This window comes from Myxococcus stipitatus DSM 14675, from assembly GCF_000331735.1.
GTDB classification, from domain to species: domain Bacteria; phylum Myxococcota; class Myxococcia; order Myxococcales; family Myxococcaceae; genus Myxococcus; species Myxococcus stipitatus.
This window is the reverse complement of the sequence record NC_020126.1, coordinates 4881463-4906516: the sequence shown is the minus strand read 5'-3', so window position 1 is coordinate 4906516 and position 25054 is coordinate 4881463. Positions and strand designations below refer to the sequence as shown.

The following is a 25054-nucleotide window of genomic DNA, read 5'->3' as shown; positions in this document are numbered from 1 at the left end:
ATACCCCGCCCTCACACTCCACTGTGACGAGCAGCCCAGCGTCCAATGAAGACATCAGGTCCTGTTGCGAGCCCGGGGGGGCGCGGCTAGCCTGCCGCCCCCAAGGGGGGTGTCGCGCCCCTGCGCGCCACAGGTTGAGCAATGATTGAAGTCCCTGGCTACCGAAGCGACAGAGTCCTCTCCACCTCGGGTTCCTTTCACCTGCTTCGGGCAACCCGCGTGGATGACGGCGCGTCGGTCATCCTGAAGGTCACCGACGCGTCACGGCCCCCCTCCCTGGCGAATCGGCTCCGACATGAGTTCGAGCTGACCCAAGCCCTGCGCCTCGAAGGTGTCCTCCATCCGCTGGCCCTGGAGGAATCACGCCCCGGCGTGTCCGTCCTCGTCCTCGAAGGGTTTGGAGAGAAGACCCTCGCCCAGCGGCTCGCGTCGGAGCGTGTCGACACGCGCACGGGCTGCCGACTCGCCGTCGCCCTCGCGCGAGCCGTGGGCCAGCTCCACGCCGCGGGCATCCTGCATCGCGACCTCCAGCCGGCCTCGGTGCTGCTGGGCGTGGATGACGCCTCCGTGAAGCTGACCGGGCTCACGCTGGCCACGCGCCGCGCCCGCACGGAAGTCGCGCCCGTCGCCCCGGACCGGCTCGAGGGGACGCTCGAGTACCTGTCGCCGGAAGGCACCGGCCGCACGCACCGCAGCGTCGACTCGCGCAGCGACTTCTACTCGCTGGGCGTCATGTTGTTCGAGCTGTTCACCGGCCGCAGGCCCTTCGCCGACACCGACGCGCTGGGCCTCATCCACGCGCACGTCGCCCTGCCTCCGCCTTCGCCTCAGGCGCTCGCGCCGGAGCTGCCGCGTACGCTCGCCAACCTCATCCTCAAGCTCCTGGCCAAGTCACCGGAGGACCGCTACCAGAGTGCCTATGGATTGGTGGCGGACCTCCAGCGGTGCCTCGAGGCGCTGGAGGCACGCGGCACCGTGCCCGACTTCGAGCTGGGCACGAAGGATGTCCCCGAGCGCTTCGCCGTCCCCGAGAAGCTCTATGGGCGGGAGTCGCAGCAGGCCGCGCTGAGGTTCGCCTTCGAGCGCGCCTCCTCGGGCCGCTCCGGCTTCGTGCTCGTCACCGGCGGCGCGGGCCTGGGGAAGTCCGCGCTCACGGGCACGCTCAAGCGCCCGGTCTCCGAGAAGCACGGCCTCTTCGTGCGCGGCAAGTACGACCAACTCCTTCGCGACGCGCCGTACAGCGGCATCTTCGAGGCGTTCCGCGAGGTCGCCCGCAGCCTGCTCGGCGAGGAGCGGCTGGAGGATTGGCGGCAGCGGCTCCTGGAGTCCCTGGGAGGCATGGGCCGACTGGTGGTGGATGCGGTGCCGCGCATGGCGCTGGTGCTCGGAGAACAGCCGCCCGTTCCCGAGCTGGACCCCGCCGAGTCGGAACTTCGCTTCCAGCTCGTGCTGCGCAAGCTGATGGGCGCGCTCGCCACGCCGGAGCACCCGCTCGTCATCGTGCTCGACGACCTCCAGTGGGCGGACAGCGCGAGCCTTCAGTTGCTGCGTCTGCTGTTGTCGGACAAGGGCCTCAACAACCTGCTCGTCGTCGGCGCCTGTCGCACGGAGGAGCTGAGCCCCGAGCATCCCGTGGAGGGACTGTTCCAGGCCCTGCGTGAGGCCGGGACGCCCGTGCAGCGCCTGGACCTGGAGCCCCTGTCTCCGGAGCACCTGTCGCGGCTCGTGAGCGACGTCTTCCCCGCGGCGGCCGGACAGCGGGACACGCAGCTGGACGCGGTGGTGTTCTCGCTGACGGAGGGCAATCCCTTCTTCGCGGTGCAGCTCCTGCGCGCGTTCTACGAGCGAGGGCTCGTGCGCTTCGACGCGGAAGGCGGCGGGTTCCGGTGGGACGGAAGCGCGCTTCGAGGCCAGGACTTCAGCGACGGCGTGGTCGCGCTGCTCACGTCCCGCATCCGGGAGCTGAGTCCGGATGCGCAGGCCCTGCTGCCCATGGCCGCGGCGCTCGGCCACACCTTCACCTCGCGCAACCTCGCGGTCGTCACGGAGCAGTCGCTCCAGCAGGCGGAGGCGACCCTCGACGAAATCGTCCAGGCGGGACTGGTCGCCCCCGTGGGCGCGGACAGCTTCCAGTTCGCGCATGACCGCGTCCAGCAAGCCGCGCTCGAGCTCACCCCCACGAGCGAGCACGCGGAGGTCCACGCGCGCATCGGCCGGTTGCTCCTGAGCCACACGCCTCCGGAGCTGATGGACGAGCAGCTGGCGGACATCGTCAACCACTTCCACCTGGCGCTTCCCGTGTTGAAGGACACCGAGGAGCGCCACCGCGTGGCGGCCCTGGACCTGCGCGCGGGACGAGGAGCCAAGTCACGCGGTGCCTGGACCGCCGCGCTGAGGCTGCTGTCGACGGGCCGCCAGCTCCTGGGCGATGAAGGCTGGACGAAGAGCCGCGTGCTCGCGTTCGACCTGCACGTCGAGGCCGCCGAGGCCGCCTATCTCGCCGCCGACTTCGAGCAGATGGAGCGGCTGGCCGGAGCGGCGCTCGCCCACGCGGCGGACCCGCTCGAGAACGTGCGTGTGCACCTGGTCCGACTCCAGTGCCACTCCCACCGAGGCGAGCATGCGCGCGCGGTGGACCTGGGCCTGGAGGTGCTGGCGAAGCTGGGCCAGAACCTCCCCGCGCAGCCCAAGCAGCCCCACGTCCTGGCCGCCGTGGCGAAGACCAAGGTGTTGCTGGGGCTGCGCAAGCCCGAGGACCTGGAGTCACTGCCCGAGCTCAAGGACCCGCTGCTGCTGGCGACGCTGCGCCTGATGATGAAGCTGTCCACGGCCGCGTTCATGTCGCGGCCCCTGCTCTTCCCGCTCATCGTCCTGCGCACCCTCCAGCTCTCCATCCGCCATGGCGCGACGGGGGCTTCGGCCTTCGGATACGTGGGCTTCGGGTTGATGCTCAGCGTCCACCTGGGCAACCCCGAGGAGGGCTACCGCTACGGCCGGCTCGCCCTGAAGACCCTGGACCGGTTCGGCGCGGAGAGCCTGCGCGCCATGGTGCACTTCGTCTTCAACCTGTTCATCCGCCACTGGAAGGAGCCGCTGTCGACGTGCATCGACGACTTCTTCACGGGTGCGACCAAGGGACAGGAGTCGGGCGACATCGAGTACTTCGCGTACAACGCGAGCGCGGGCTGCGCGGCGTCCCTCATCGGCCGGGATGGCCTGGCCGCGCATGGGCCACGCGTCGACCACTTCCTGGACCTGCTCGCGTCGCACCAGCACAAGAACGTGCCGTTCCTCCAGTTCACCCGGCACACGCTCGACCAGCTCACGGGGGCCTTCACGGGAGACATCGAGGCCCGGGAGCGGGACATCCTCGCGCCGTATCATCAGCTCGGGTACGCGAACGGCATCGCCTCCTGCGACGTCATGCGCACCATGCGGCGCTGGCTGTGGGGGGATGCGCGGGGCACGCTCGAGAGCGCCGCCGCGGTGGATGCCCACGCGGAGCTCATCGCCGGGCAGATCTACCTGCCCTGGTACAAGTTCTTCCAGGGCTTGGCGCTGCTCCAGCTCCACTCGACGCGGGGGCCGCTGGAGCGCATCCGCTCGTCGCGCTCCATCGACGCGCTCCGCAAGCAGATGCGGGCCTGGGCACGCATCGCGCCCATGAACTACGCGGCGCGCTCGGAGCTGCTGGACGCGGAGCGAGCCCGGGTGGACGGACGCAACGCGGAGGCCGCGGACGGCTTTGACCGAGCCATCCGACTGGCGCGCGAGCATGGCCTGTCGCTCGACGAAGGTGTCGCGTGCGAGCAGGCCGCGCGCTTCCACCTCACCGCCGGGCGTGAGCGGGTCGCGCGGGCCTATCTCCAGGAAGCCCGTGATGCGTATGTCCGCTGGGGTGCGCGTGCGGTGGCCTCACGACTGGAGCGCGAGCACCCGCGCTTGTTGACCTCGGCACCCGCCGAACTGGTGCACACCGAGGAGTCCGCGGGCACACCGCTGGCCGCGCTGGACATGGCCTCCGTGCTGAAGACCGCGCGCGCGCTGTCCGGCGAAATCGTCCTGGACAAGCTCCTGCGCAAGATCATGACGCTTCTCATCGAGAACGCGGGCGCGCGCCGGGGCTTCCTCATCCTCAAGCGGTCCGAGGGACTCTTCATCGAAGCGGAAGGCTCCGTCGACGGCGCTCGCGTGCTGTTGGAGCATGCCGTGCCCGTGGAGACCTCCGCCGCGCTGCCCGCCTCCATCGTCCACTACGTCGTGCGCACCGGCGAGACGGTGATCCTGGACGATGCCGCCGCGGAGGAGCCCTTCTCCGAGGACCCCTATGTCCGCAGCGCCCACCCCAAGTCCGTGCTGTGCAGCCCCCTCTTGAAGCAGGGCTCGCTCACGGGCGTGCTGTACCTGGAGAACGACGCGACACGCGGGGCCTTCACGCCCGAGCGGCTGGAGGTGCTGCGCCTCCTGTCCTTCCAGGCCGCCATCTCCCTGGAGAACGCGGGCCTCTACGCCAGCCTGGAGGAATACAGCCACACGCTGGAACGCCGCGTCGACGAGCGCACCGCCGAGCTCCAGGCGAAGAACGTGGAGCTCGCGGGGACGCTCACCCGCATCCAGGAGATGCAGCGACAGCTCGTGGCGCAGGAGAAGCTGGCCTCGTTGGGCTCGCTCACGGCCGGCATCGCGCATGAGCTGCAGAACCCGCTCAACTTCGTGAACAACTTCTCGGAGCTCTCCGCGAAGCTGGCCACCGAGCTGGACGGCACGCTGCGGGGCATGATGGACCGCTTCGACGCCACGACGGTGGAGGATGTGCTCGAGACGCTGGAGGACCTGAAGCAGAACTCCCAGCGCATCCAATCCCATGGCCGCCGAGCGTCCGGCATCATCAAGACGATGCTGCGCCACTCGCGCCGCTCGGAGGGCTCGCGCAGTCGCGCGGACCTGAACGTGCTGATTCGCGACAGCGTCAACCTGGCCGTGCAGGGCCTGCGGGCTCGCCAGGGAGCCTCCGCCGTGGAGACGGAGACGGACTTCGACACGTCCGTGGGCAACGTCGAGCTGGTGGCGGGCGACATCAGCCGCCTCATCATCAACATCCTCGACAACGCCTTCTACGCCACCGTGCAGAAGCAGCGCACCGCGGCCACGGGCTTCGTGCCTCGAGTCCAGGTCACCACCCGGCGACAGGGAGACCGCGTGGAGCTGCGCGTGCGCGACAACGGCTCGGGCATCCCCGTGGAGATTCGCGAGCGGCTCTTCGACCCGTTCTTCACCACCAAGCCCGCGGGCTCGGGCACGGGCCTGGGACTGTCGCTCTGCCACGACATCGTCCAGGAGCACCAGGGCGACATCCGCGTGGACAGCATCGTCGGCGAGTACACGGAGTTCATCATCACCATCCCCGCCCCACCCTCGAGCGCCATCGTCGCCTGAGGGGGGCCGGACATGAGCAGGCCCCTCGTTCCACATGGGAAGGAGGGGCCTGGTGAGTCACCGTCAGGGAGGAGCCGGCGCTAGGCCGTCTTCTTCTCCTTCTCCATGACGAGCTGAGGCGGTTCGCGACGGGTGATGACCGTCTCGGTGATCTTGCACTCCTTCACGCCCTCGCGGAACGGGATGTCGTACATGATCTCCAGCATCGCGTCCTCCAGGATGGCGCGCAGACCACGCGCTCCGGAGTGACGGCGCATCGCCTCGCGGGCGATGGCGCGCAGCGCCTCCTTCGAGAAGGTGAGCTTCACCTTCTCGAACTCGAAGAGCTTCTGGTACTGCTTCACCAGCGCGTTCTTCGGTTGGGCGAGGATGGTGACCAGGTCCTCTTCCTTGAGGTCATTGAGCGTGGCGATCATCGGCAGACGGCCGATGAACTCGGGAATCATCCCGAACTTCATCAGGTCTTCCGGCTCGGTCAGCGCCAACAGCTCGCCCACGCTGCGGTCCTCGCGGTGGGTGATCTTCGCGCCGAAGCCCAGGCCCTTCTCACCCACGCGGCGCTTGATGACGCCGTCGATGCCGTGGAAGGCACCGCCGCAGATGAACAGGATGTTCGTCGTGTCGACCTGGACGTACTCCTGCTGGTTGTACTTCTTGCCACCGCGCGGGGTGACGTTGGCGCGAGTGCCTTCGATGATCTTCAGCAGCGCCTGCTGCACGCCCTCACCGCCCACGTCGCGGGTGGCGCTGGGCATGTCACCCTTGCGCGCGATCTTGTCGATCTCGTCGATGTAGACGATGCCGCGCGCCGCCTTCTCCACGTCGTAATCGGCGTTGTGGAGGAGGTTCTGGATGATGTTCTCGACGTCCTCGCCCACGTAGCCGGCCTCGGTGAGGCTGGTGGCGTCGGCGATGGTGAACGGGACGTTGAGGAAGCGCGCCAACGACTGGGCCAGCAGCGTCTTGCCGCTGCCTGTCGGGCCGATGAGCAGGATGTTGCTCTTGCTCAGCTCGACATCGTCACCCGAAGGGCTCTTCACGCCGGGACGCGGCCGTGCCGAGGGCTTCTTCTGGTAGATGCGCTTGTAGTGGTTGTAGACCGCGACCGCGAGGACCTTCTTCGCCTGGTCCTGCCCGATGACGTAGTCATCGAGGAACGCCTTGATTTCCGAAGGCGTCGGCAAGCTGACCTGCGGCTTGCCCTCTTCGCGCTCGTTCTCGTCCGCGATGATGTCGTTGCAGAGCTTGATGCACTCATCGCAGATGTAGACCGTCGGTCCCGCGATGAGCTTGCGGACCTCGCGCTGCGATTTTCCGCAGAACGAGCAGGACAGGTTGACGTGGTGCTCCTTCTTCACTGCCGCCTCCGAGTTCGCCGACCCCGGAACTTGCCGGAGCCACTTCGCCGTCCACCGCTCCCCTACCCAAACGGCCTGCCCACGTCTCGAACAGCCGTCGGGCCCACCACCTACATGGGGCCCACAACCACTATAGGGCCCTCCCCCCTGGGCAGGAAGCCCAACGGTGCGGGCCCGTTACGGAGCGTACAGCGTCCGCAACGGGTGAGCGTTCAGTAACAGCGACTCAGGCGTCCGTCACCCCTGAGGCGAGCTCCTCCACGTCGTCCGCCAGGGCGGCTGCTCGCTCGGCAACGGCGTTCGGAATCTTGCGACACCCCGCCAGCTCACTGGCCAGCTTCCGGGCCATGGACGCCAGTTTGCGCACCTGGAGGCTCTCCGGAGGAGGCTCGGGCGGCGGCCGGGGGAACCTCTCCGTGAACTCCTTCTTGAGCTCGGTGGGAGACTTCTCCGGGCTCCAGATACTGTCACGTAGGGATTTGTATTCAGTGGGCGACAACTGGCCGCGCTCCTCCGCGTCGGCCAGCACTTCGATGACCTCGAAGGCGGGCGCCTTTTCGGGGAACTCTTGAGCCCGCAGCTCTTCCTCGGGCTCGTGCTTGGCCAGGAAGCTGAAGGAGCGGGTGAGCTTGAGGGCCGTCTGCTTCTTGATGTGCAGTTCCTTGAGACAGTAGGCCTCGAAGGTGGGGTGGCCCCACTCCTCGAACTTGGCCTCGTCCCGGACCTGGACCAGCAGCCTGCCCAGCTCCGCCCAGGTGGACTTGAAGCGCTTGGCGGCCAGCAGCACGGTGTGACGGAAGGTCCCCGGCGGAACGCTCAAGGCCTTCTTCGCGATTTCGGTCTCGGCAACAGATGCGGCGGACATGGCCCCGGTATGGGGCATGCCCGCGAGGTGGGCAAGAAAGTGGCCCTACCCCTTCTTGGGGCCCAAGGTGAACGAGAGGCCCACCGTCGCGCGCTCTCCTTCGTAGGCGCGGAACGGCCACTTCTGCAGCTCCGTGAAGAGGCAGTCGTAGAGTGGACCCTTCTTGAACTGGGGGTTGTCCACCCACAGCTTGTTGACCCGGCCATCGTTTCCGATGACGAACTCCAGGGGGATTCTCGCCGCCAGGCCCGGACTGCGGGCGGCCTCCTCCTTGAGGCAGCGGAAGAGCGTGGACTTGTTGCCCGCGACGACGCGGTTGATGGCGGACTGGTCGAACTGCTGCGCCACCTGCATCCCGTCCGGGTCGGTGGCCACGCTGCCCGAGGGACGCGGCGGCTTGCGGTCCACCGATGCGACGGCGGTGGGCTTGCCTCCGCCCGGAGTCGCGGGCTTGCCTCCCCCCGCCTCTCCCGACTTCGGCTTCACACTCCCCGGGATGGGGTAGTCGAAGAGCTCTTCGTCATCCGGGCGCGCCTGCGCCAGGCGAATGACGGGGGCCTCCATCTCGATGCCCTCGAACTCCTCCTCGCCGAACCAGCCATGCACCGCGGCGTTGCGCGCCAGGAACAGGCCGCCCGTGCCCAGCACGAGCGCCAGTCCTCCGGCGACCCCGCCCAGCACCATCATCCGCTTGCGGTTCTTCTCCCGCTCCACCAGGACGGCGGCGTCCACTCGAGCCCGTGCCTCGGCGAGCGCCACGTGGACCTTGAAGGGCTCCACGTCCTTCATGGGGTGGAAGTCCCGCTCGCCCGCCAGGGCCAGCAGGGACTCCGGCGTCAGCTCCCCTGACTTGAGCTTCTCAACAATGTGGTTGCCGCTGACCGGTCCGAGGACCAGGTCTCCATGCCGGAAGAGCCACTGCCCATCCACATCCGCCGCGAGTTCTTGTCCAGCCGCCATTTCGCGCGCGAGTATCCCGTGTTACCCCGCGACCTCGCAACGCCGTGCTGACCTCAACCTCCAAGCGGACTCCCGTCGCCCTCTGGATCTGGTACCTCGGTGGGAACTTCCGAGGCTTCCAGCGCCAACCCCAAGGCCCCACCGTCCAGGAGGCCCTGGAGGGGGCCTTGCGGACAGTGGGGGTCCCCGCCACGGTGATGCCCGCCGGTCGCACGGACCGGGGCGTCCATGCCCGGATGCAGGTGGTCAGCGTCCGGTTGGAGGCGGGGGACTCGGCGGAGGCGCTCGCCCAGCGGCTGCCGGCGCACCTTCCGCCGGGGCTCGGGCTGTGCCTGGTGCGCAAGCCGCGCTCCTTCCATGCGCAGTGGAGCGCGAGCGGCAAGGCGTACCGCTACCGGTTCCACCTGGGCGGCGCGGTGGATCCGGAGTGGGCGCCCTACTCGCTCGATGTCGCCAACGAGGTGGGACTTCAAGGCCAGGGCCATCGGGTGACGCCCGAGCGGGTGGCGTCACTGCTCGCCCTGGCGGCGGGCACGCGCGACTTCATCGCGTTCCATGAGAAGTCCAGCCCCCAGAAGCTCCGCACGCTGGAGTCCGCCACCCTCCATGAGCATGGAGGCGGGCTTTTCGAGGCGCGGCTGAACGGGGATGGCTTTGCTCGCTACCAGGTGCGCTACGTCGTGGGTGGCGCGCTGAAGGTGGCGGCGGGGCTGTTGCCGGAAGAAGCGTGGCGTTCAGCCCTGGAGACGGGGGCGGCCATGGAGGGCTTCAAGGCGCCCGCTCACGGCCTGATGCTCTGGGAGGTCCGCTACCCTCCCGATGTGGACCCATTCACCGCCCCAGAGCGCCTCCAGCCTCCGGGGCTGCCGCGAGAGCCACCCTTCCTGCTCGGGTGACACGCGGTGGATCCACCCGGCCGTCAGTCGACGAGCCGCTCCTCATACTTCGCCAGCAGATCCGAGATGGCCTCCCGAAGGTACTCGCTCTGGCGGATGCGCGTGGAGCGCGACAGCTCCTTCAGGGCGTCGAGCTTCTCGCGGTTGAGCCGGAAGACCACCGAGGTGAGGCGGGGATTCATGTCCAAGTGCGCGACCTCCTACAGATGCGCACACCATCTCACAGGCCTGGATGATCGCAAGATTTTCACTCGGATCCATCTGCCGGGAAGATCCACTGCAACCCGGTGAAGGCCTCGGCATCGGCGCGAAGTCCGGATCCAAACCCGAGCGTGAGCCCGAGCCCTCCGTACAGCGCGAACCGCTCCGAGAAGGTGTGACGCAGGCCCAAAGCTACGCGAGGCCCCAGCCACGGCCCAGAAAACGGCCGCACAACGGCGGCGAGATCCACGAACGACTGCCAGGACTCGAGCCCGAAGACGCTGCGGTAGCCGGCGATCAGCGAGAGGTCCGGCTCCCGGGCACTCCCGCGGATCACCACGAAGACCTCGTCCCCGTCGTGCCCCACCGTGAGGCTGGCCCCCACGTCGAGGAGCGCATCCAGCCCCTTCACCGAGTCCTCGTCCTCGCGATCAATGAACTCCGTGTAGGAAGCCCCCGGGCCGAGGATCAGCGAGAAGGCCCAACGCTCCCGATACGGCGAGTCCACGTACTCCGCCGCCCGAGCGACGCCCGGTGAAAACAGCGCGGCCATGAGCGCCGCGATTCTTCTGGAACGCGTCAGCATGTTAGTCCGCTCCGACGTCGCTGCGTGCGCGCGAGCCATCTCGCGACCGCGCGTTCTACCAGCCTCCACGGGGGCGCGACGGATCATCCACAGGGCGTTGGACCCGAATCCTCGACTCATTCTGGACCCCTGGGCTCCACGTCCCTCGAGGGGGAAGTCATGACCATGAAGAAGATGAACCTGAGTCTATTGGCGGTAGCGCTGCTGGCGGTCGCCTGCGGTGGTGCCTCTGGAAACAACAAGGAGCAACCCGAGCTTCGCGAAGGCGAGGGCCAGGTGCAGCTCCCGCTGGTGTCGACCAACTCCAACGGGCAGGGCTTCCGGTTGGTGGGAGCCACGTTCGAGATCACCGGCCCGGTGAACCAGACCATCACCGACACCACCGCGGACGCGCTCACGATCAACCTGCCGGCGGGCGGGTACACCATCGAGCTCCGGGGCAACTACCACGTCGAGCGCGTCGTCCCCAACGCGGCTGGAGAGCCCATCCAGGCCACGCTGGTCTCCCCGAACCCCATGAGCTTCACGGTCGCCGAGGGGCAGTCACGCACCGTCCGCTTCGTCTTCAAGACGCCGGCGATGGTCGGCACGGACATCGGCTTCGAGGTGGACACGGGCGGGTGGATCACCGGAACGCTCCAGTTCACCGCGCTCGAGAGCTCCAGCAACACCCTGTTCCAGTCGCTGGTGGGGACCACCGTGCCCTTCACCATCAGCTACGCGTCCGCGACGCTCACCAAGGTCCCCTCCTCGAGCGGTGACAGCCGGCTCCTGCGTGTGACGACCAGCCCCGTCGTGGTCCAGTTCGGAGGTTTCTACTCCGCGCTGCTCAGCGAGACGGTCGCCCCTTCCCTCTCGGGGCAGGTCCTGAACTACTCGCTGGTGTCCAGCGACAGCAGCGCCGGGGTCATCCGTGTCGACTACCTCGACAACGCCTTCTACCAGCCGGCCCTCCAGTATCAGCTCCAGATGAACGGCTACAGCCCTCCGTTCCCTGGCCAGACCGATGCCGAAGGGTACCCGCTCCCGCAGGCCTTTCAGATCGACGGCACGTTCGTCCTGCGGAACGTCAAGAACACGTCCGCGGGTGTCCGGGGTCGGATGATCGCCACCGGCTCGCCCCTGTAGTCATCAGCTGACGACGGGAAGTGAGAAGCCCGCGGCCCCCTGGGTCGCGGGCTTTGTCACGCCCGCCGCCTCGTTCAACCGGCCGGAGCGGAACGGCTCCAGGTCCAGCGCGACGAACTTGAACCCCAGCGCCAGGAAGGCGGTGTTGATCCGCTGGCGCACATCCGCGGCGAGGAACTTCTCGTACTCCTCCGCGGCCACCTCCAAGCGCGCCACCTCGCTGTGGTAGCGCACGCGGAACTGACGGAAGCCCAGCTTGCGCAGCTCCGACTCCGCCGCGGCGATCTGCAGCAGCCGGTCCCTCGTCACCGCCGTGCCGTACGGGATGCGCGACGCCAGGCACGCCATCTGCGGCTTGTCCCAGGTGGGCAGCGCCAGCGCCTGGCTCCACGCGCGGATCTCCTCCTTCGTCAGCCCCGCCTCCGCCAGCGGCGACACCACCGCGTGCTCGCGAGCGGCTTTGTGCCCCGGCCGGTGGTCCTTGAAGTCGTCCGCGTTGAAGCCGTCCAGCACCACCGCCAGCCCCAGCTCCGCCCGGCGCGCCTCGCAGAGGTCGTACAGCTCCGTCTTGCAGAAGTAGCAGCGGTTGGTGGGGTTGGCCGCGTACTGCGGATTGGCCAGCTCGTTGCTGCCGATGACGACGTGCCGGGCCCCCAGACGCTCCGCCAGCTCCCGCGCCTCCTGAGCCTCCTCCGGCGCCACCGACGCGGACAGCGCCGTGAGCGCCAGGGCCCGCTCGCCCAGCTCCTCCACGGCCACCTTCAGCACGAAGGTGGAGTCCACGCCGCCCGAGAACGCCACCAGGGCACTGCCATGGGCCCGCAGCGAGGCGCGCATCGCCTCCAGCTTCGGGCGCGACGACTCACACAGGGCTTGGATTCGCTCGGGGCTCAGCATGGGGGACTCCTAAAACGGAAGGGCCCCGGATTGCACGCGCATCGCGCGGCAATCGGAGCCCTCTCCACGGCATGGAACAGGGGCCTGCTCGGCCCCCTCGGTCAGCGGCCCTTGCCCTTCGCGGACTTCTTCGACGCGGGCGTCGGCTTCGCCACCCGAGCCGCACGCGTGGCCGGACGCGACTTCGCACCCTTGTCCGCCTTCGCCGGCTTGGCCGCGGCCTTGGGCTCCTCCGCCCGGCGCGCCTTCGCCCCGCCCTTCTCGGCCTTCTCAGGCTTCTCGGCCTTCTCACCCTTGGCCGGCAGCGGGTTCGCCTTCATCTTCTTGCCGGTGATGGTCTTCAGCTCCTCCGTGGTCATGTAGCCAAGGTCCAGGAGGGACTGGAAGATCTTCGCCGCGCCGTCCTCGATGGACTCCACGTCGGAGTGGATGGTGACCTCGGGCGAGGTGGGCGGCTCGTAGGGCTCGGTGATGCCCACGAAGTTGGGGATCTCCCCGTTGAGCGCCTTCTTGTAGCGGCCCGTGCTGTCGCGCTCGATGAGCTTCTCGGTGGGGCAGTCGACGTAGACCTCGACGTACCGGCCGATGCTCCGGCGGTTCTCCTCGCGCTTCGCCTTGTACGGGCTCACGCAGGGGACCAGCGCGGCGACACCGTTGCGCGTCAGCACGTTGGCGACGTAACCCAGCCGCCCGGCGATCGTGTTGCGCTCGTCCTTCGAATCCCCCAACCCCGCCCACAGCTCATCGGAGAGCTCGCCCTCATCGAGGATCTCCACGTTGCGGCCAACCTGACGGAGCCGCGCCGCGATGTAGGCGGCAGTGGTGCTCTTCCCTGTACCGGACATGCCGGTCAGCCAGAGGGTGAATCCAGTGTTGGAGGCCATAAGGGTTTTCAACTCCCTGCGTCCGGAGCGCTTCTTGCAGGCCGCGTAAGGACGCCGCAGATCCAGAAGATGCGCGTGGTTATAGACGAAAACCCACGCACTTGACAATTCACACACACCTTTCCGCAGGTAGGGGAAGCGGGCGGCCAAGTGCCTGCGTCTATTCAGCTTTTTCGTTCTTGCAATGGTCTTTTCAGACCCTGCGCGTCTGAAAATCGCCACCCATCCACTCATACTCGGACACCCAGACAACACGTCCTCGGTGTACGGATGCGATGAGATAGGAAACTCCCGGCAGGAGCGGATGCCCCGAGGGAGCAGCCTGGGCGCGGTCCTCGGCGGAGAAGGTGGGAGGTGCATCCACATGCGAGTGGAACACGGTGGCTACCTGCTCTCCCCGTGACTCCGCCTGGAGGCAGAGCGCCAGCCACTCCTCGGGTGCGAAGGCGTAGGCCCGCGTGGGCCAAGGTGAGGCATTGCGCAGGGGGCACACGCGCCACGCGCCATCCTCGGGGCCTCGGAGGATCACGCCACAGCCCTCCCGCGGGTAGCTGCCCTCCAGGTGCTGGAGGATCTCCTCGCGCACGGATTCCGGCCAGCGTGAGTCCGGCCACGTCGTCACGGCGCCGATGGCTCCTGGCGCGACGCGCAGCGCGAGCACCGCCGCAACTCCATCTCCTCCAAGGTTCCAGGAGGCACCAGCCAGCGCCCCCCGAGCGATGGCCCCAGCCCCAACCGGAGTCGCTGGAAGACCACGGCGCCCAGCGCGCCCAGCGCCCCACCCAGGGCGCCGTCCGGGGGGGAGCCCAGGTGCCGCACCGTCTCGCCGAAGCACCAGACGCAGCCCTCGGCGCTCCGGAACACGACGCCCGCACGCGCTCCGTCTCCGCAGAGCGCGACCCAAGGGGCCTCTCCACTCCAGGCCGAGGGCAGCTCCGCGATCATCCCGCCGCGCCCCTCGGGGTTGGCGGCGTCCGGGTTCAGCGCGGGAGCCTCGCGGGCCAGCGTCGAGGCCACGGGCTGTCCCACGTCGTCGGAGGACGCCAGGAAGCCCGGGGACCAGGGGCCCAGGGTCAGCGAGCCCACCCCGGCGACGGGCGTGCCGCCTCCCACGAGATACGCCGCCGCCGTCAACCCCGAAGCGCCCGTCGCATCCACGCGCGCGCCGCCGGAAAGGAGCGCCTCCTGGCCACGCCCTCCGACTTCGCGCAGGAGGATCTGCCGGGAGTAGCGAAGGATCTGATCTTCACGCAGGGCCATGCGTCATCAACCTCCCGCCATCGCGGGGATGAGGGTGAGGCGGTCCACGTCCTTCACCGGGGTGTCCAGGGCGTCCAAGGCGCGGATGTCCTCGTCGTTGAGGAAGACATTGACGTAGCGCCGCACGGCGCCGTGCTCGTCCAGGAGCTTCGCGCCGAGGCCCGGATAGCGGATGTCCAAGTCCCTCAGCACCTCGCGAACCGTCGCGCCGGAGGCCGTCACCTCCGCCTGGTTGCGCGTGAGCGGGCGCATCATCGTGGGGATCCGGATGGTCGCCATGGTGCCCTCTCACCTCCCCTGCTTGCGCAGCACCAGCCGGTGCGTGCCGTCCTCGCGCGCATCGAGGGAGACGACCTCGTGCCCCTCCTCACGAGCGCTGCGGGGCACGTTCTTCAGGGGCTCGGAGCCTCGGAGGATGATCTCCAAGACGGCCCCCGCCTCCAGCGTCTCCAGTCGGAGCTTCGTGCGCACGTAGGTCATGGGACAGACCTCGCGCGTGATGTCCAGCGTCGCCACGGACTCACTCATGATCCACGCCCCTCATCGCGCGCATGCGCCCTCCTCCCCTGGAAACGCGGGCACGTCGGTGATGGCACAACCGGGACAGTCCGGGGCCCGCTCGACGCGGGTGCGCCGGCCCAGCAGCGTGAGTCCATCCAGCACCTGCAACGTCGCCTCACCCGGAACGCGCCGCGAAGCCCCCGCCAGGAGCTCCAGCACCATCAGCGCCTGCACCGCGCCTACCAGCCCCGCGAGCGAGCCCAGCACTCCCGCCTGCGCGCACGTGGGCACCGCGTCCGGCGAGGGCGGCGTCTCATAGAGACAGCGCAGGCACGGCCCGCCCGGCTCCACCCGCATCGCCTGGCCCTGCATCCGCAACACGCCCCCATAGACGAGCGGCACGCCCGTGAGCACCGCCACGTCCGAGAGGAAGAACTTGGTCAGCACCCCATCCGTCGCGTCGATGACGGCGTCGTGCGCGCGGAAGAGCCCCTCCACGTTGTTCGCGTCCACCCGCTCGGGCAGCGCCTCCGTCGACAGGCCCGGGAAGGCTCGCGCGAGCCCCGCCACCGCCGACTCCGCCTTGTTCCGCCCCACGTCCCCCGGCCGGTGCCAGAGCTGCCGTGGCAGGTTCGTCACATCGACGCGGTCCGGGTCCGCCAGCGTCAGGTGGCCGACACCCGCCTGCGCCAACGCCAGCGACGCGGGACAGCCAAGCCCACCGGCTCCCACGATGAGCACCCGGGAGCGCTCGATACGGGAAGCATGGGGAATTCGAGGATGGTGGTGCTCTTCTGGACCGTGCATCGGTTGCTGCTCCGCGAGGGCGGATGCGAATAACGTGCGGGGCCCTGCGTCGCACCTTGCGACAGAGGGGCTCAAGCGCCCCTTCCACCGTCCCGCTTCGCGGCGGACTCCCTCTGCCAGGACATATGAAAAACCTGACCGGCGTGCTCGTCTTTTCCACCACCCTGATGCTCGTGCTCGGCTGCCACAAGAACACCGGCGAGAACCCGGGGCCCACCGACAGCGGCCAGACGCCCGCGGCCACCGCGCCCTCCAGCACCTCGAAGACCGGCGCGGACTCCGGCGCGACCGGCTCCGACGCCTCCTCCCTGAAGGACGCCTCCGGAGAGCCCGCCCGGGACCAGGCCGCGCTCGAGGCATGCGTGGACAACTGGCTGAAGAAGCACAAGCTGGACGCGTACGGCAACGCCGAGGGCACCATGTACGCGGGCGGCACGCCCCTCTTCGACGAGCGCACCGGCGAGTCGAAGGACCGCATGGAGTTCGTCTTCCGCGGCCACCCCGAGGCCCGGAAGGTCTGCATGCAGCCCTCGAAGACTCCGTAGAATCCGCGAGCCGCACGCCTTCTCGCTCGGCGGGAAGGTGGGCGGACCACCCCAGGGATTCCCGCACACCCGGCGGCTCTCGTAAGCTGCCGGCCCAATGGATTCCAATCTCGCCCTGGGCGAGGAGACCCCGGCCAATGACCTCCGCGCCCGCGTGCGAGAGGTCCTCTCGCGCCGCAAGCTGACGGACAGCGTCTCCACCGAGCAGGCCACCGCGTCGTGGGAGCAGGACCGGTTCGTCGCCCGGGCCCGCGCCCTGTTCTACGCGCGAATGATGTTCCTCACGCTGGGCCTGCTCATCCTCGCCGTGCCCACGTGGAGCGGCTACTTCGGGCTCACCGGCGCCTTCTCCTTCCTCGGCTACTTCACGATGCTGCTCTACAGCGTCGCGAACCTGCTCGTCATCGACCACCCCAAGGCCGGCCGCTGGGTGACGTACACGACGCTGTGCCTGGACCTCGTCATCCTCGTGGTCCTCATCGCCAAGCCCCAGGTGGGCGGCGGCCTGCAGAGTCCCCTGCTGGCCACGCAGCTGCTGTTCACCACCCTCTTCTCCATCCTCTACCCCAAGCCGCTCGCCATCCTCCCGCCGCTGCTGGCGCTGCCCATCACCACGCGGCTGGACCTGCTCCTCAACCGCTCCGTGACGGCCGTGGAGCTGCTCACGCTGCTCTGGTACCTGGCGCTCAACTTCATCATCGTCTACGTGCTCGTGTACCTGAACGAGCGCGAGGCCGCCGCGCACCGCGAGGTCGTCGCCCTGCAAGGCGACCTCAAGGAGCTGGCCGTCGTCGAGGAGCGCAACCGGCTGGCGCGCGAGATCCACGACGGCCTGGGTGCCTCGCTCTCGTCGATGATCATCCAGGCGGAGTACATCCTGAACCTCGCGCGCGAGGAGGGCCTGCGCTCGGAGATTCGCGAGCTGAAGGTCACCGCGGAGGAGTCCATCGAGGAGCTGCGCCGCAGCCTGCGCATGATGCGCGAGGACTTCGAGCTGGCGCAGGGCCTGGAGGACTACGCGAAGACCTTCAACGAGCGCACCGGGCTGAGCATCCAGTTCGAGCGCACGGGCCTCCAGCGCAAGCTGTCCCCCGACTCACAGCTGGCCCTGTTCCGCATCCTCCAGGAGTGCCTCTCCAACGCCGTGAAGCACGCCGAGGCGAAGCTCGTGCAGGTGAAGCTCGACTACACCGAGGACCACGTGCACCTCATCGTCCGCGACAACGGCAAGGGCTTCGACCCGCAGCGCACGCCGCGCGGGCACTACGGCCTGCTGAACATGCGTGAGCGCGCCATGAAGCTCAACGGACAGCTCATCGTCGATTCGTCACCCGGCGCAGGTGCCCAGGTGGCCTTCTCCCTCCCCTGCTCTCCCCCTTGACCGGAGCCTCCGTGGACGCCCCGCAGCCCCCCACCTCTCCCGCGCAGTCCCCCATCCGCGTCTTCGTGGTGGAAGACCAGACCAAGATCCTCAAGAACCAGCTGCGCCTGTTCGAGGGCCACCCCGACATCGAAATCGTCGGCACCGCGCTCTCGGGTGAAGCCGCGATGGAGGAGGTCCCGCGCGTCATGCCGGATGTCCTCCTGCTGGACCTGGGCCTGCCGCGCATGAGCGGCATCGACGTGACTCGCGAGGTCAAAGCCGTCTACCCGAAGATTGAGATCCTCATCTTCACCATCTTCGACGAGGAGGACAAAGTCCTCGAGGCGGTGAAGGCGGGGGCATCCGGTTACATGCTCAAGGGCTCGCCCGTCGACAAGATCATCGAAGCCATCAAGGAAGTCCGCGCGGGCGGCACCGTCATCCAGCCCAACCTCGCGCGCAGACTGCTCCGCCACTTCCGCGTGGACCCGGACACCACGCCCGTCCCCTCCGCGGGCGGTGCCCCCGCCGTCGCGCCTCCGCCGGAGACCTCCGCCGCGCCGGCCGCGGCCGCCGAGAGCCCCACCGCCGAGGAGCCCCTGCTCAAGCCGCTCTCGGACCGCGAGCGCGAAATCCTCCAGCTCATCGCCAAGGGCGTCTCCAACAGCGAGGCGGCGCGGCTGCTCAACCTGAGCAAGGCCACCATCCGCACCCACCTGGAGCACATCTACCGGAAGCTCGAGGTGACCAACCGCGTCGAAGCGGTTACCGAAGGCATCCGCAAGGGCCTCATCTCCGTCTGACGCCCTGGACCGCCGGACCGCGTCAAAAAGCCTGAATCCGGGATTTATGCCACCAACACCGCAACTCCCGGACATGTGCGGCGATAACTCTCTCGGACGCAGGCTCGCGCCTGAGAACGAAGAGAGAGGCCTCCCATGCTCAAGGTTGGTACGCGCGGTTCGGACGTGACGCGGCTCCAGCAGTCCCTGGCCAAGGCGGGCTTCAACCCGGGCTCGGCGGACGGAATCTTCGGCCCGAAGACGAAGGCCGCGGTGGAGGCGTATCAGCGCAAGCAGGGCCTTCAGGTGGACGGCATCGTGGGCAACAACACGGGCCGCGCCCTCTTCAACTCGCGCAACGCGGACCTCTGGGATGGCAAGCCCGCGGGCGGTGCCAACCGTCCCGGAACCACGGGGGGCGTCCCGGGCGACTTCCCGGTGAATGGCTCCAACCGTCAGAAGCTCGACTACGCGACGAACCTGGCGAAGCAGATGGGGCTCACCATCACGTCGACCACCGGCGGCAAGCACACGCCGGGCTCGTACCACTACAAGGGCCGCGCCATCGACGTGGCGGGCGACCCGGCGACGATGGCGAAGTTCTATGACCGCCTGAAGGGTACCAACCCCACCGAGCTCTTCCACGACCCGAAGGGCGGCATCAAGCACGGGCAGAACATCGGCCCCATCGGCGGCCACGGCCGTCATGTGCACGTCGCGTACTGAGTCCGCGCGCGGCCCCTGAAGCACCCAGGCCCGGCGGGAGCACGTCTCCCTCCGGGCCTTCGTGTGTCAGCGCCGCAGGGCGCCCGCGGCCTCCAGGATGAGGTCTGCGTAGCGATTGACGGGGTCCTCGGGCCGGGTGCCATCTCGGAAGTAGAACGTGTGCGCATCCCACGCGTCGGGCCGGGCGTCGTTGGCGAACATCCACAGCGAGCCCGCGCCCACGCCCGACACGCGCATGCACTCCAGCCAGCCGCGATACAGCGCGCGGCGCTGCGAGAGGTCCAGCGCCCCTTCGTTCATCAACCCCAGCTCGCCCACGAACAGCGGCTTGCCCAGCGCGCTCGCGATGGCCGCGTGCTCGCGAATCCAACGAGCGCCCGCCTCGGCCGTGCCCGCGCCATCCAGGCCCCACGACTCCGGATAGAAGTGCACCGACGCGAAGTCGATGTACGGCGACGCGGTGTTGCGCGTGAAGCTGGCCCCCGGAGTGCGCAGCATCGACGTCCCGACCCGAGACCAGTAGGCGGCGTCGTACCCCTCCGGCGAGGGCTCGAAGCCTTCCTCTCCAGTGCCCACGAGATGGCCGGGGGCGCGGGCCTTCACCTCGCGCGCCACGTCATCAATCCACGCGCGCAACTGCGCGCCTTGCGCATCCAGCCCCCGCCCGCGCGGCTCATTGAGCAGCTCCCACGCGAGCACCGCCGGGTGGTCGCCGTAGCGGATGCCGTCCTCCGTGTTCACCCGCTCCAGCGTCCTGGCGACGTGTTCCTTGTAGAGCGCGATGGCCGTGGGGTCGGTGAAGAAGCGAGGGTCGCCTTGCACGGGTGCAATCAAGCCCGCCCACTCGACGTACTGTCGGGCACCACCGTAGGCATCCCAGTAGTTGCCCAAGGTGAGTACCAATCGAACCCCATGGGCGCGCGCACGCGTGAGCACCCGGTCCAGACCTCGCCAGGCAACCTCGTCGTACTGGAGTGGCGCCACCTGGATGGCGCTGTCTCCTCGCTTCTCGGGAGCATCGTTATGACCGTTGGTGCGCAACGCCACGACTCCCAACGCCGCCGCCTTCGCCAGCACCTCCTCCACCACGGGGGACTCAGCCAGTCCCCGCCGCACGTCGCGCGCCGCCTCTTCCTGGAGGAAGTACGCGTTGAGCACCATGCCGCCCGCGGGGAGCTGTCCCAGTCGTTGAGGAGGGGCGCTCGCGCAGTCAGCAGCCACCGCTTCCAACATCACCGGCTCGCCTTCACCACATCCGCACAGCGACAGCATGAGGAGCGCGAGGTGGAGCGTCCGGCGCCGCGAAGTCATAGAACGCATCGTAACCCATAGGATAGGTTCGTGCCCGACATGGAGCTCAGACTCGAAGGCGTGTCCAAGACGTACCCCAACGGCACGCGAGCGCTTCACGACGTCACCCTCACCATTCCACGAGGCATGTTCGGGCTGCTCGGTCCCAACGGCGCCGGGAAGTCGACACTCATGCGCAGCATCGCCACGCTGCAAGAGGTCGATGCCGGAAGCATGACTTTCGACGGGATTGACATCCGCAAGGACAAGGACCGGCTGCGCGACGTGCTCGGCTTCCTGCCCCAGGACTTCGGCGTCTATCCCAAGGTGACGGCGTGGGACATGCTCGACCACCTCGCGCAGCTCAAGGGCCTGTCGCAGCGCCGCTCGCGGCATGACGCGGTGAAGGCGCTGCTCACCAAGGTGAACCTCTGGGAGCACCGCGACCGCAGGCTCGGTGGGTTCTCCGGCGGCATGAAGCAGCGCTTCGGCATCGCCCAGGCGCTCCTGGGAGACCCCAAGCTGCTCATCGTCGACGAGCCCACCGCGGGCCTGGACCCCGCCGAGCGCTTCCGCTTCCACAACCTGCTCGCCGAAATCAGCGCGGACATCGTGGTGCTGCTGTCCACGCACATCGTCTCGGACGTGGCGGACCTCTGCCAGAACATGGCCGTCCTCGCGCAGGGCCGCGTCGTCACCAGCGGCCATCCCCTGCGCCTGGTGGAGGAGCTGAAGGAGCGCGTCTGGAAGCGCTTCGTCACGAAGCAGGAGGAGCTGGACGCGCTGACCCAGAGCCTGACGGTCATCGCCGTGCGCCGCGTGGCGGGACAGCGCCTGGTGCACGTCCACGCGGAGAGCGCCCCCGAGGGCTTCGAGCTCGCCAACCCCGACCTGGAGGACGTCTACTTCCACGCGCTCAGCCGCGCGTCGAAGGCGGCGTAGGCGAGGGCCCCATGCTCAGCGCACTCGCGACCTTCGAGCTGCGGCGCCGGGTCAAGATGATCTCGACCTGGGTCTATGCCGCCATCCTATCGGGCGCCAGCCTCCTGCTCATGCTGGCACTGGGCGGTGCCTTCAAGAGCGTCTCCGCGAGCTCCGGCTCCGAGAAGGTTTTCGCCAACAGCCCGCACACGCTCTTCGCCTCCATCAACGTCTTCTCCCTCTTCGGCCTGCTCATCGTGGCGGCCGTCTTCGGCCAGGCGGCCTACCAGGACTTCGGACACAAGACCTGGATGCTCGTCTTCACGAAGAACGTGAAGAAGACGCCATATCTGCTGGGCCGGTTCCTGGGGGCCTACGTCTTCAGCGCCGTGCTCATGCTGGCGCTGATTCCCGGCCTCCTATTCGGCGCCGCGGGCGTGTGGCTCATCGACAAGACGCAGCTGGCGCCCCACCAGACGCTCGCGTACCTGTGGCCTTATCTGTTGGGCGTCTGGCCCACGCTGTTCTTCGGGGGAGCGGTGTTCTTCTCCCTCGCCGCGCTCACGCGCCGCATGGCCCCCGTCTACGTGGGCGTGGTGGTGCTGGTGCTCGGATATCTGGTGCTCAGCGCCGCCATGTCGGACGTGGCGAACCAGACCCTGGCCTCGCTCCTGGACCCGTTCGGCTTCATCACCTTCGACCACGCGACCCGGTACTGGACCCCCACCGAACGCAACAGCGACCTCCTCCCCTTCGCCGGAGCGATGCTGTTCAACCGGCTCCTCTGGTGCACGGTCGGCGCGCTGCTGCTGGGCTTCACCGTGCTCCGGTTCCGCACCGACGTGGAGGAGCACTCGGACAGCAAGCCGGCCCAGAAGGACGAGCACATCGCCGCGCCCGTCGCCGTCTCCACCGCCGCGACGAACCCCACCTTCGGAAGCTGGGCACGCACGGCCGCCGCCTCCGCGTGGCTGTCCTTCCGGGACGTGATCCGCTCGCCCGTGTACTGGGCCTTCGTCGTGGCGGGGCTCGCCACCGTCATCCTCATCATGCTGGTGTCGAAGGACATGTACGGGACCTTCACCCTGCCGGTGACGTGGCAGGCGCTGGAGCAGGCCTCGGGGGCCTTCCGTCCCTTCGTCCTCATCCTCATCACCTTCTACGCGGGTGAGCTGGTGTGGAAGGAGCGCGACGCGGGACTGGGCGACATCGTGGACGCGACTCGCGCGCCCACGTGGGTGGGCTACTCCTCGAAGCTGGGGGCGCTGCTGCTCGTGGCGCTCTCGCTCAAGGCCACCATCGCGCTCGCCGTGTTCGTCACGCAGGTGTTCCGAGGCTTCTTCGCCATCGACGCCTCGCTGTACGTCTCCGAGCTCCTGCTGCTCGACTTCACCCACGACGTGCTGCTGTGCGTGCTGGCGTTCTTCGCGCAGGTCGTCATCCACCACAAGTACCTCGCGTACCTGGTGATGGTGCTCTACTTCGCCGCGCAGGCCGCGTTGGGTCTGTTCGGGGTGGAGGAGCTGCTCGTGCGCTACGCGGCCGAGCCCTCCGCGCCCTACTCGGACTTGAACGGGTATGGCCACCTCCTGGGCGCCATCGTCTGGTACCGCATCTACTGGTACAGCCTGGCCACCCTCCTGGTCGCCGTGGGCGCGCTGCTCGTCGTCCGGGGACGCGGGACCGCGTGGAAGGAGCGACTCGTCGAGGCACGCGCGCGGCGCACCTCGGGCTGGAAGCGCGTCGCTGCCGTGGCCACACTCGTCTTCGTGGGAACGGGCGCGTTCATCGCGTACCACACGCGCATCCTCAATCCGTACGTCACCCGGAAGGATGACGAGCGGCAGATGGCTCGCTACGAGAAGGAGTACAAGTCCTTCGCCACCCTGCCCCATCCGCGAGTCATCGCGGTGGACGTCACGTTCCACATCCACCCGAAGGAGCGCCGGCTGGAGGCCCTGGGCACCTATCGCGTCCGCAACAAGACCGAGCAGCCCGTGTCCCAGGTCCTCCTGTCACTGCCCACCGACGCGCGCGTGCGCAAGCTGTCCCTCGCGGGCGTGGACCGGTCGACGAAGCACGACGAGCCCTTGGGCCTGTACGTCTATGCGCTCCCCACCCCGCTGGCACCGGGCGCCGAGGCGGACCTCGTCTTCGACCTGGAGTTCGCTCCGGCCTCGCTGAAGCACGGCTCCACGCGCACGGACATCGTCGAGAACGGCACGTTCTTCCACAGCACCAACCTGCCCACGCTGGGCTACCAGGAGGACGCGGAGCTGGTCGAGGACGGCGACCGCAAGGAGTACGGACTCGCGCCGAAGGAGCGGCTCCCGGACCGGGACGACCCGAAGGCGAAGGCCGAGAACTACATCACCCCGGACTCGGACTTCGTCACGTTCCGGGCCACGGTGAGCACGTCCGCGGACCAGATCGCCGTGGCACCGGGCTACCTCGAGAAGGAGTGGACCGAGGGAGACCGGCGCTTCTTCCGCTACGAGATGGACCAGCCCATCCTCAAGTTCTACTCCGTGCTGTCCGCGCGCTACGCCGTGGCGCGAGACACCTGGAAGAACGTGGCGCTGGAGATCTACCACCACCCTCCGCACACCTATAACCTGGACCGGATGATGCGCGGCATGAAGGACACGCTGGCGTATTGCTCGGACAGCTTCGGCCCCTACCAGCACCGCCAGGCCCGCATCCTCGAGTTCCCCCGCTACAACGTCTTCGCGCAGGCCTTCCCCAATACGATTCCGTACTCGGAGGCCATCGGCTTCATCGCCCACGTGCGCGATGACCACCCCGATGACCTGGACTACCCCTACTACGTCACCGCGCACGAGATTGCCCACCAGTGGTGGGCCCACCAGGTGGTGGGCGCACGCGCGCAGGGCGGCACCATGACGTCGGAGACGCTGGCCCAGTACTCCGCGCTCATGGTGATGAAGCACCGGTATGGCCAGACGAAGATGAAGCGCTTCCTCAAGTTCGAGCTGGACCGCTACCTCGCCGGCCGCGCCATGGAGCGGAAGAAGGAAGTGCCGCTGTCTCGCGTGGAGAACCAGCCCTACATCCACTACCAGAAGGGCAGCCTCGCCATGTACGCGCTGCAGGACTTCATCGGCGAGGAGCGCGTCAACCGCGCCTTGAAGCGCTACGTGGAGAAGGTCCGCTTCCAGGGGCCTCCGTACACGGGCTCCTCGGAGCTGCTGGGCTTCCTGCGCGAGGAGACGCCGCCGGAGTACCAGTACCTCATCGAAGACCTCTTCGACACCATCACCCTCTACGACAACCGCGTCGTGTCCGCTTCGATGCGGCAAAACGCGCAAGGGGGCTGGGACGTCACGCTCAAGGTCATCGCCAAGAAGTACCGGAGCGACGAGTCAGGCCGTCAGACGGAGCTGACCTTCTCGGATTGGATGGACGTGGGCGCGCTCGATGACAAGGGCGACGCGCTGTTCCTGGAGAAGCGCAAGGTGAACGCCGGGGAGTCGGAGCTCACCTTCACCGTGCCGTCGAAGCCCGCCGTCGTCGGTGTGGACCCGCTCAACAAGCTCATCGACCGGACGTCGAACGACAACGTGACGGAGCCCTCCGAGGCCCCCGCGCTCGCGCTCGGCACTCCCACGCAGCCCTGACGTGCTCCGA

General features: G+C 68.3%; 22 protein-coding genes. 9 read left to right on the top strand and 13 right to left on the bottom strand.

Annotated features, from left to right (window positions below):
- Nucleotides 1-141 precede the first annotated feature (141 nt).
- Nucleotides 142-5436: a trifunctional serine/threonine-protein kinase/ATP-binding protein/sensor histidine kinase gene (locus MYSTI_RS19185; RefSeq protein WP_015349441.1), complete on the top strand. Its 5295-nt coding sequence runs from the start codon at nt 142-144 to the stop codon at nt 5434-5436.
- An 80-nt stretch (nt 5437-5516) separates the two neighbouring features.
- Here MYSTI_RS19185 and clpX read toward each other — a convergent pair whose 3' ends face one another.
- The 3 genes from clpX to MYSTI_RS19170 all read right to left on the bottom strand — a co-directional run bounded on the left by clpX (nt 5517) and on the right by MYSTI_RS19170 (nt 8619).
- The gene (gene clpX / locus MYSTI_RS19180; protein WP_015349440.1) at nt 5517-6794 is read right to left on the bottom strand and encodes an ATP-dependent Clp protease ATP-binding subunit ClpX; all 1278 of its coding nucleotides are present in this window, start codon (nt 6792-6794) and stop codon (nt 5517-5519) included.
- Nucleotides 6795-7020: 226 nt separating this feature from the next.
- Complete coding sequence (locus tag MYSTI_RS19175) at nt 7021-7677, bottom strand: hypothetical protein (RefSeq protein ID WP_044280896.1); 657 nt, start codon at nt 7675-7677, stop codon at nt 7021-7023.
- A 27-nt stretch (nt 7678-7704) separates the two neighbouring features.
- Nucleotides 7705-8619, bottom strand: coding sequence for an AgmX/PglI C-terminal domain-containing protein (locus MYSTI_RS19170; RefSeq protein ID WP_015349438.1), 915 nt, complete (start codon nt 8617-8619; stop codon nt 7705-7707).
- 44 nt (nt 8620-8663) lie between these two features.
- Between MYSTI_RS19170 and MYSTI_RS19165 the strand changes: the two genes are divergently transcribed.
- The gene (locus tag MYSTI_RS19165; RefSeq protein ID WP_015349437.1) at nt 8664-9515 is read left to right on the top strand and encodes a tRNA pseudouridine synthase A; all 852 of its coding nucleotides are present in this window, start codon (nt 8664-8666) and stop codon (nt 9513-9515) included.
- 23 nt (nt 9516-9538) lie between these two features.
- Here the strand turns inward: MYSTI_RS19165 and MYSTI_RS41860 are convergent, their stop codons facing one another.
- Nucleotides 9539-9703: a ribbon-helix-helix domain-containing protein gene (locus MYSTI_RS41860; protein WP_015349436.1), complete on the bottom strand. Its 165-nt coding sequence runs from the start codon at nt 9701-9703 to the stop codon at nt 9539-9541.
- A 59-nt stretch (nt 9704-9762) separates the two neighbouring features.
- Nucleotides 9763-10302, bottom strand: a complete 540-nt coding sequence (locus MYSTI_RS19160; protein ID WP_144370107.1) for a hypothetical protein — start codon at nt 10300-10302, stop codon at nt 9763-9765.
- Between the two features lie 159 nt (nt 10303-10461).
- On the opposite strand from MYSTI_RS19160, the gene MYSTI_RS19155 reads away from it, so the two are divergent.
- Entirely contained in the window at nt 10462-11430 is a 969-nt protein-coding gene (locus MYSTI_RS19155; protein WP_015349434.1) for a hypothetical protein, read from the top strand.
- A gap of 3 nt (nt 11431-11433) precedes the next feature.
- On the opposite strand, the gene larE is transcribed toward MYSTI_RS19155, so the two are convergent.
- The 7 genes from larE to MYSTI_RS19120 form a co-directional block, all read right to left on the bottom strand.
- Nucleotides 11434-12327: an ATP-dependent sacrificial sulfur transferase LarE gene (gene larE / locus MYSTI_RS19150; RefSeq protein ID WP_015349433.1), complete on the bottom strand. Its 894-nt coding sequence runs from the start codon at nt 12325-12327 to the stop codon at nt 11434-11436.
- A 101-nt stretch (nt 12328-12428) separates the two neighbouring features.
- Complete coding sequence (gene cysC / locus MYSTI_RS19145; RefSeq protein ID WP_015349432.1) at nt 12429-13211, bottom strand: adenylyl-sulfate kinase; 783 nt, start codon at nt 13209-13211, stop codon at nt 12429-12431.
- Nucleotides 13212-13404: 193 nt separating this feature from the next.
- Nucleotides 13405-13872 carry a M67 family metallopeptidase gene (locus MYSTI_RS19140; protein ID WP_233278320.1) on the bottom strand — a complete coding sequence of 156 codons (468 nt, stop codon included), beginning with the start codon at nt 13870-13872 and terminating at the stop codon, nt 13405-13407.
- The gene (locus tag MYSTI_RS19135; RefSeq protein ID WP_015349430.1) at nt 13830-14471 is read right to left on the bottom strand and encodes a HesA/MoeB/ThiF family protein; all 642 of its coding nucleotides are present in this window, start codon (nt 14469-14471) and stop codon (nt 13830-13832) included. The genes MYSTI_RS19140 and MYSTI_RS19135 overlap by 43 nt, the downstream gene beginning before the upstream one ends.
- 6 nt (nt 14472-14477) lie before the next feature.
- Nucleotides 14478-14750, bottom strand: coding sequence for a MoaD/ThiS family protein (locus tag MYSTI_RS19130; RefSeq protein ID WP_015349429.1), 273 nt, complete (start codon nt 14748-14750; stop codon nt 14478-14480).
- 9 nt (nt 14751-14759) lie between these two features.
- The gene (locus MYSTI_RS19125) at nt 14760-14999 is read right to left on the bottom strand and encodes a sulfurtransferase TusA family protein (RefSeq protein ID WP_015349428.1); all 240 of its coding nucleotides are present in this window, start codon (nt 14997-14999) and stop codon (nt 14760-14762) included.
- Nucleotides 15000-15011: 12 nt separating this feature from the next.
- Nucleotides 15012-15779, bottom strand: a complete 768-nt coding sequence (locus MYSTI_RS19120; protein WP_015349427.1) for a HesA/MoeB/ThiF family protein — start codon at nt 15777-15779, stop codon at nt 15012-15014.
- Between the two features lie 125 nt (nt 15780-15904).
- On the opposite strand from MYSTI_RS19120, the gene MYSTI_RS19115 reads away from it, so the two are divergent.
- The 4 genes from MYSTI_RS19115 (at nt 15905) to MYSTI_RS19100 (ending at nt 19195) form a co-directional block, all read left to right on the top strand.
- A complete protein-coding gene (locus tag MYSTI_RS19115; protein ID WP_015349426.1) occupies nt 15905-16324 on the top strand; it encodes a hypothetical protein in 420 nt (139 codons plus the stop codon).
- A 97-nt stretch (nt 16325-16421) separates the two neighbouring features.
- A complete protein-coding gene (locus MYSTI_RS19110; protein ID WP_015349425.1) occupies nt 16422-17705 on the top strand; it encodes a sensor histidine kinase in 1284 nt (427 codons plus the stop codon).
- Between the two features lie 11 nt (nt 17706-17716).
- Nucleotides 17717-18490 (top strand): response regulator, encoded by a 774-nt coding sequence (locus MYSTI_RS19105; protein WP_015349424.1) that lies wholly within the window; start codon nt 17717-17719, stop codon nt 18488-18490.
- A gap of 135 nt (nt 18491-18625) precedes the next feature.
- A complete protein-coding gene (locus MYSTI_RS19100; RefSeq protein ID WP_015349423.1) occupies nt 18626-19195 on the top strand; it encodes a peptidoglycan-binding domain-containing protein in 570 nt (189 codons plus the stop codon).
- Between the two features lie 66 nt (nt 19196-19261).
- Here the strand turns inward: MYSTI_RS19100 and MYSTI_RS19095 are convergent, their stop codons facing one another.
- Nucleotides 19262-20506: a glycoside hydrolase family 5 protein gene (locus MYSTI_RS19095; RefSeq protein WP_044280894.1), complete on the bottom strand. Its 1245-nt coding sequence runs from the start codon at nt 20504-20506 to the stop codon at nt 19262-19264.
- 39 nt (nt 20507-20545) lie between these two features.
- Here MYSTI_RS19095 and MYSTI_RS19090 point away from each other — a divergent pair, with 39 nt between their 5' ends.
- Together MYSTI_RS19090 and MYSTI_RS19085 are read left to right on the top strand one after the other, a co-directional pair.
- Nucleotides 20546-21427 (top strand): ABC transporter ATP-binding protein, encoded by an 882-nt coding sequence (locus MYSTI_RS19090; protein ID WP_015349421.1) that lies wholly within the window; start codon nt 20546-20548, stop codon nt 21425-21427.
- Between the two features lie 11 nt (nt 21428-21438).
- Nucleotides 21439-25044, top strand: coding sequence for an ABC transporter permease/M1 family aminopeptidase (locus tag MYSTI_RS19085; RefSeq protein WP_015349420.1), 3606 nt, complete (start codon nt 21439-21441; stop codon nt 25042-25044).
- Nucleotides 25045-25054: the final 10 nt, after the last annotated feature.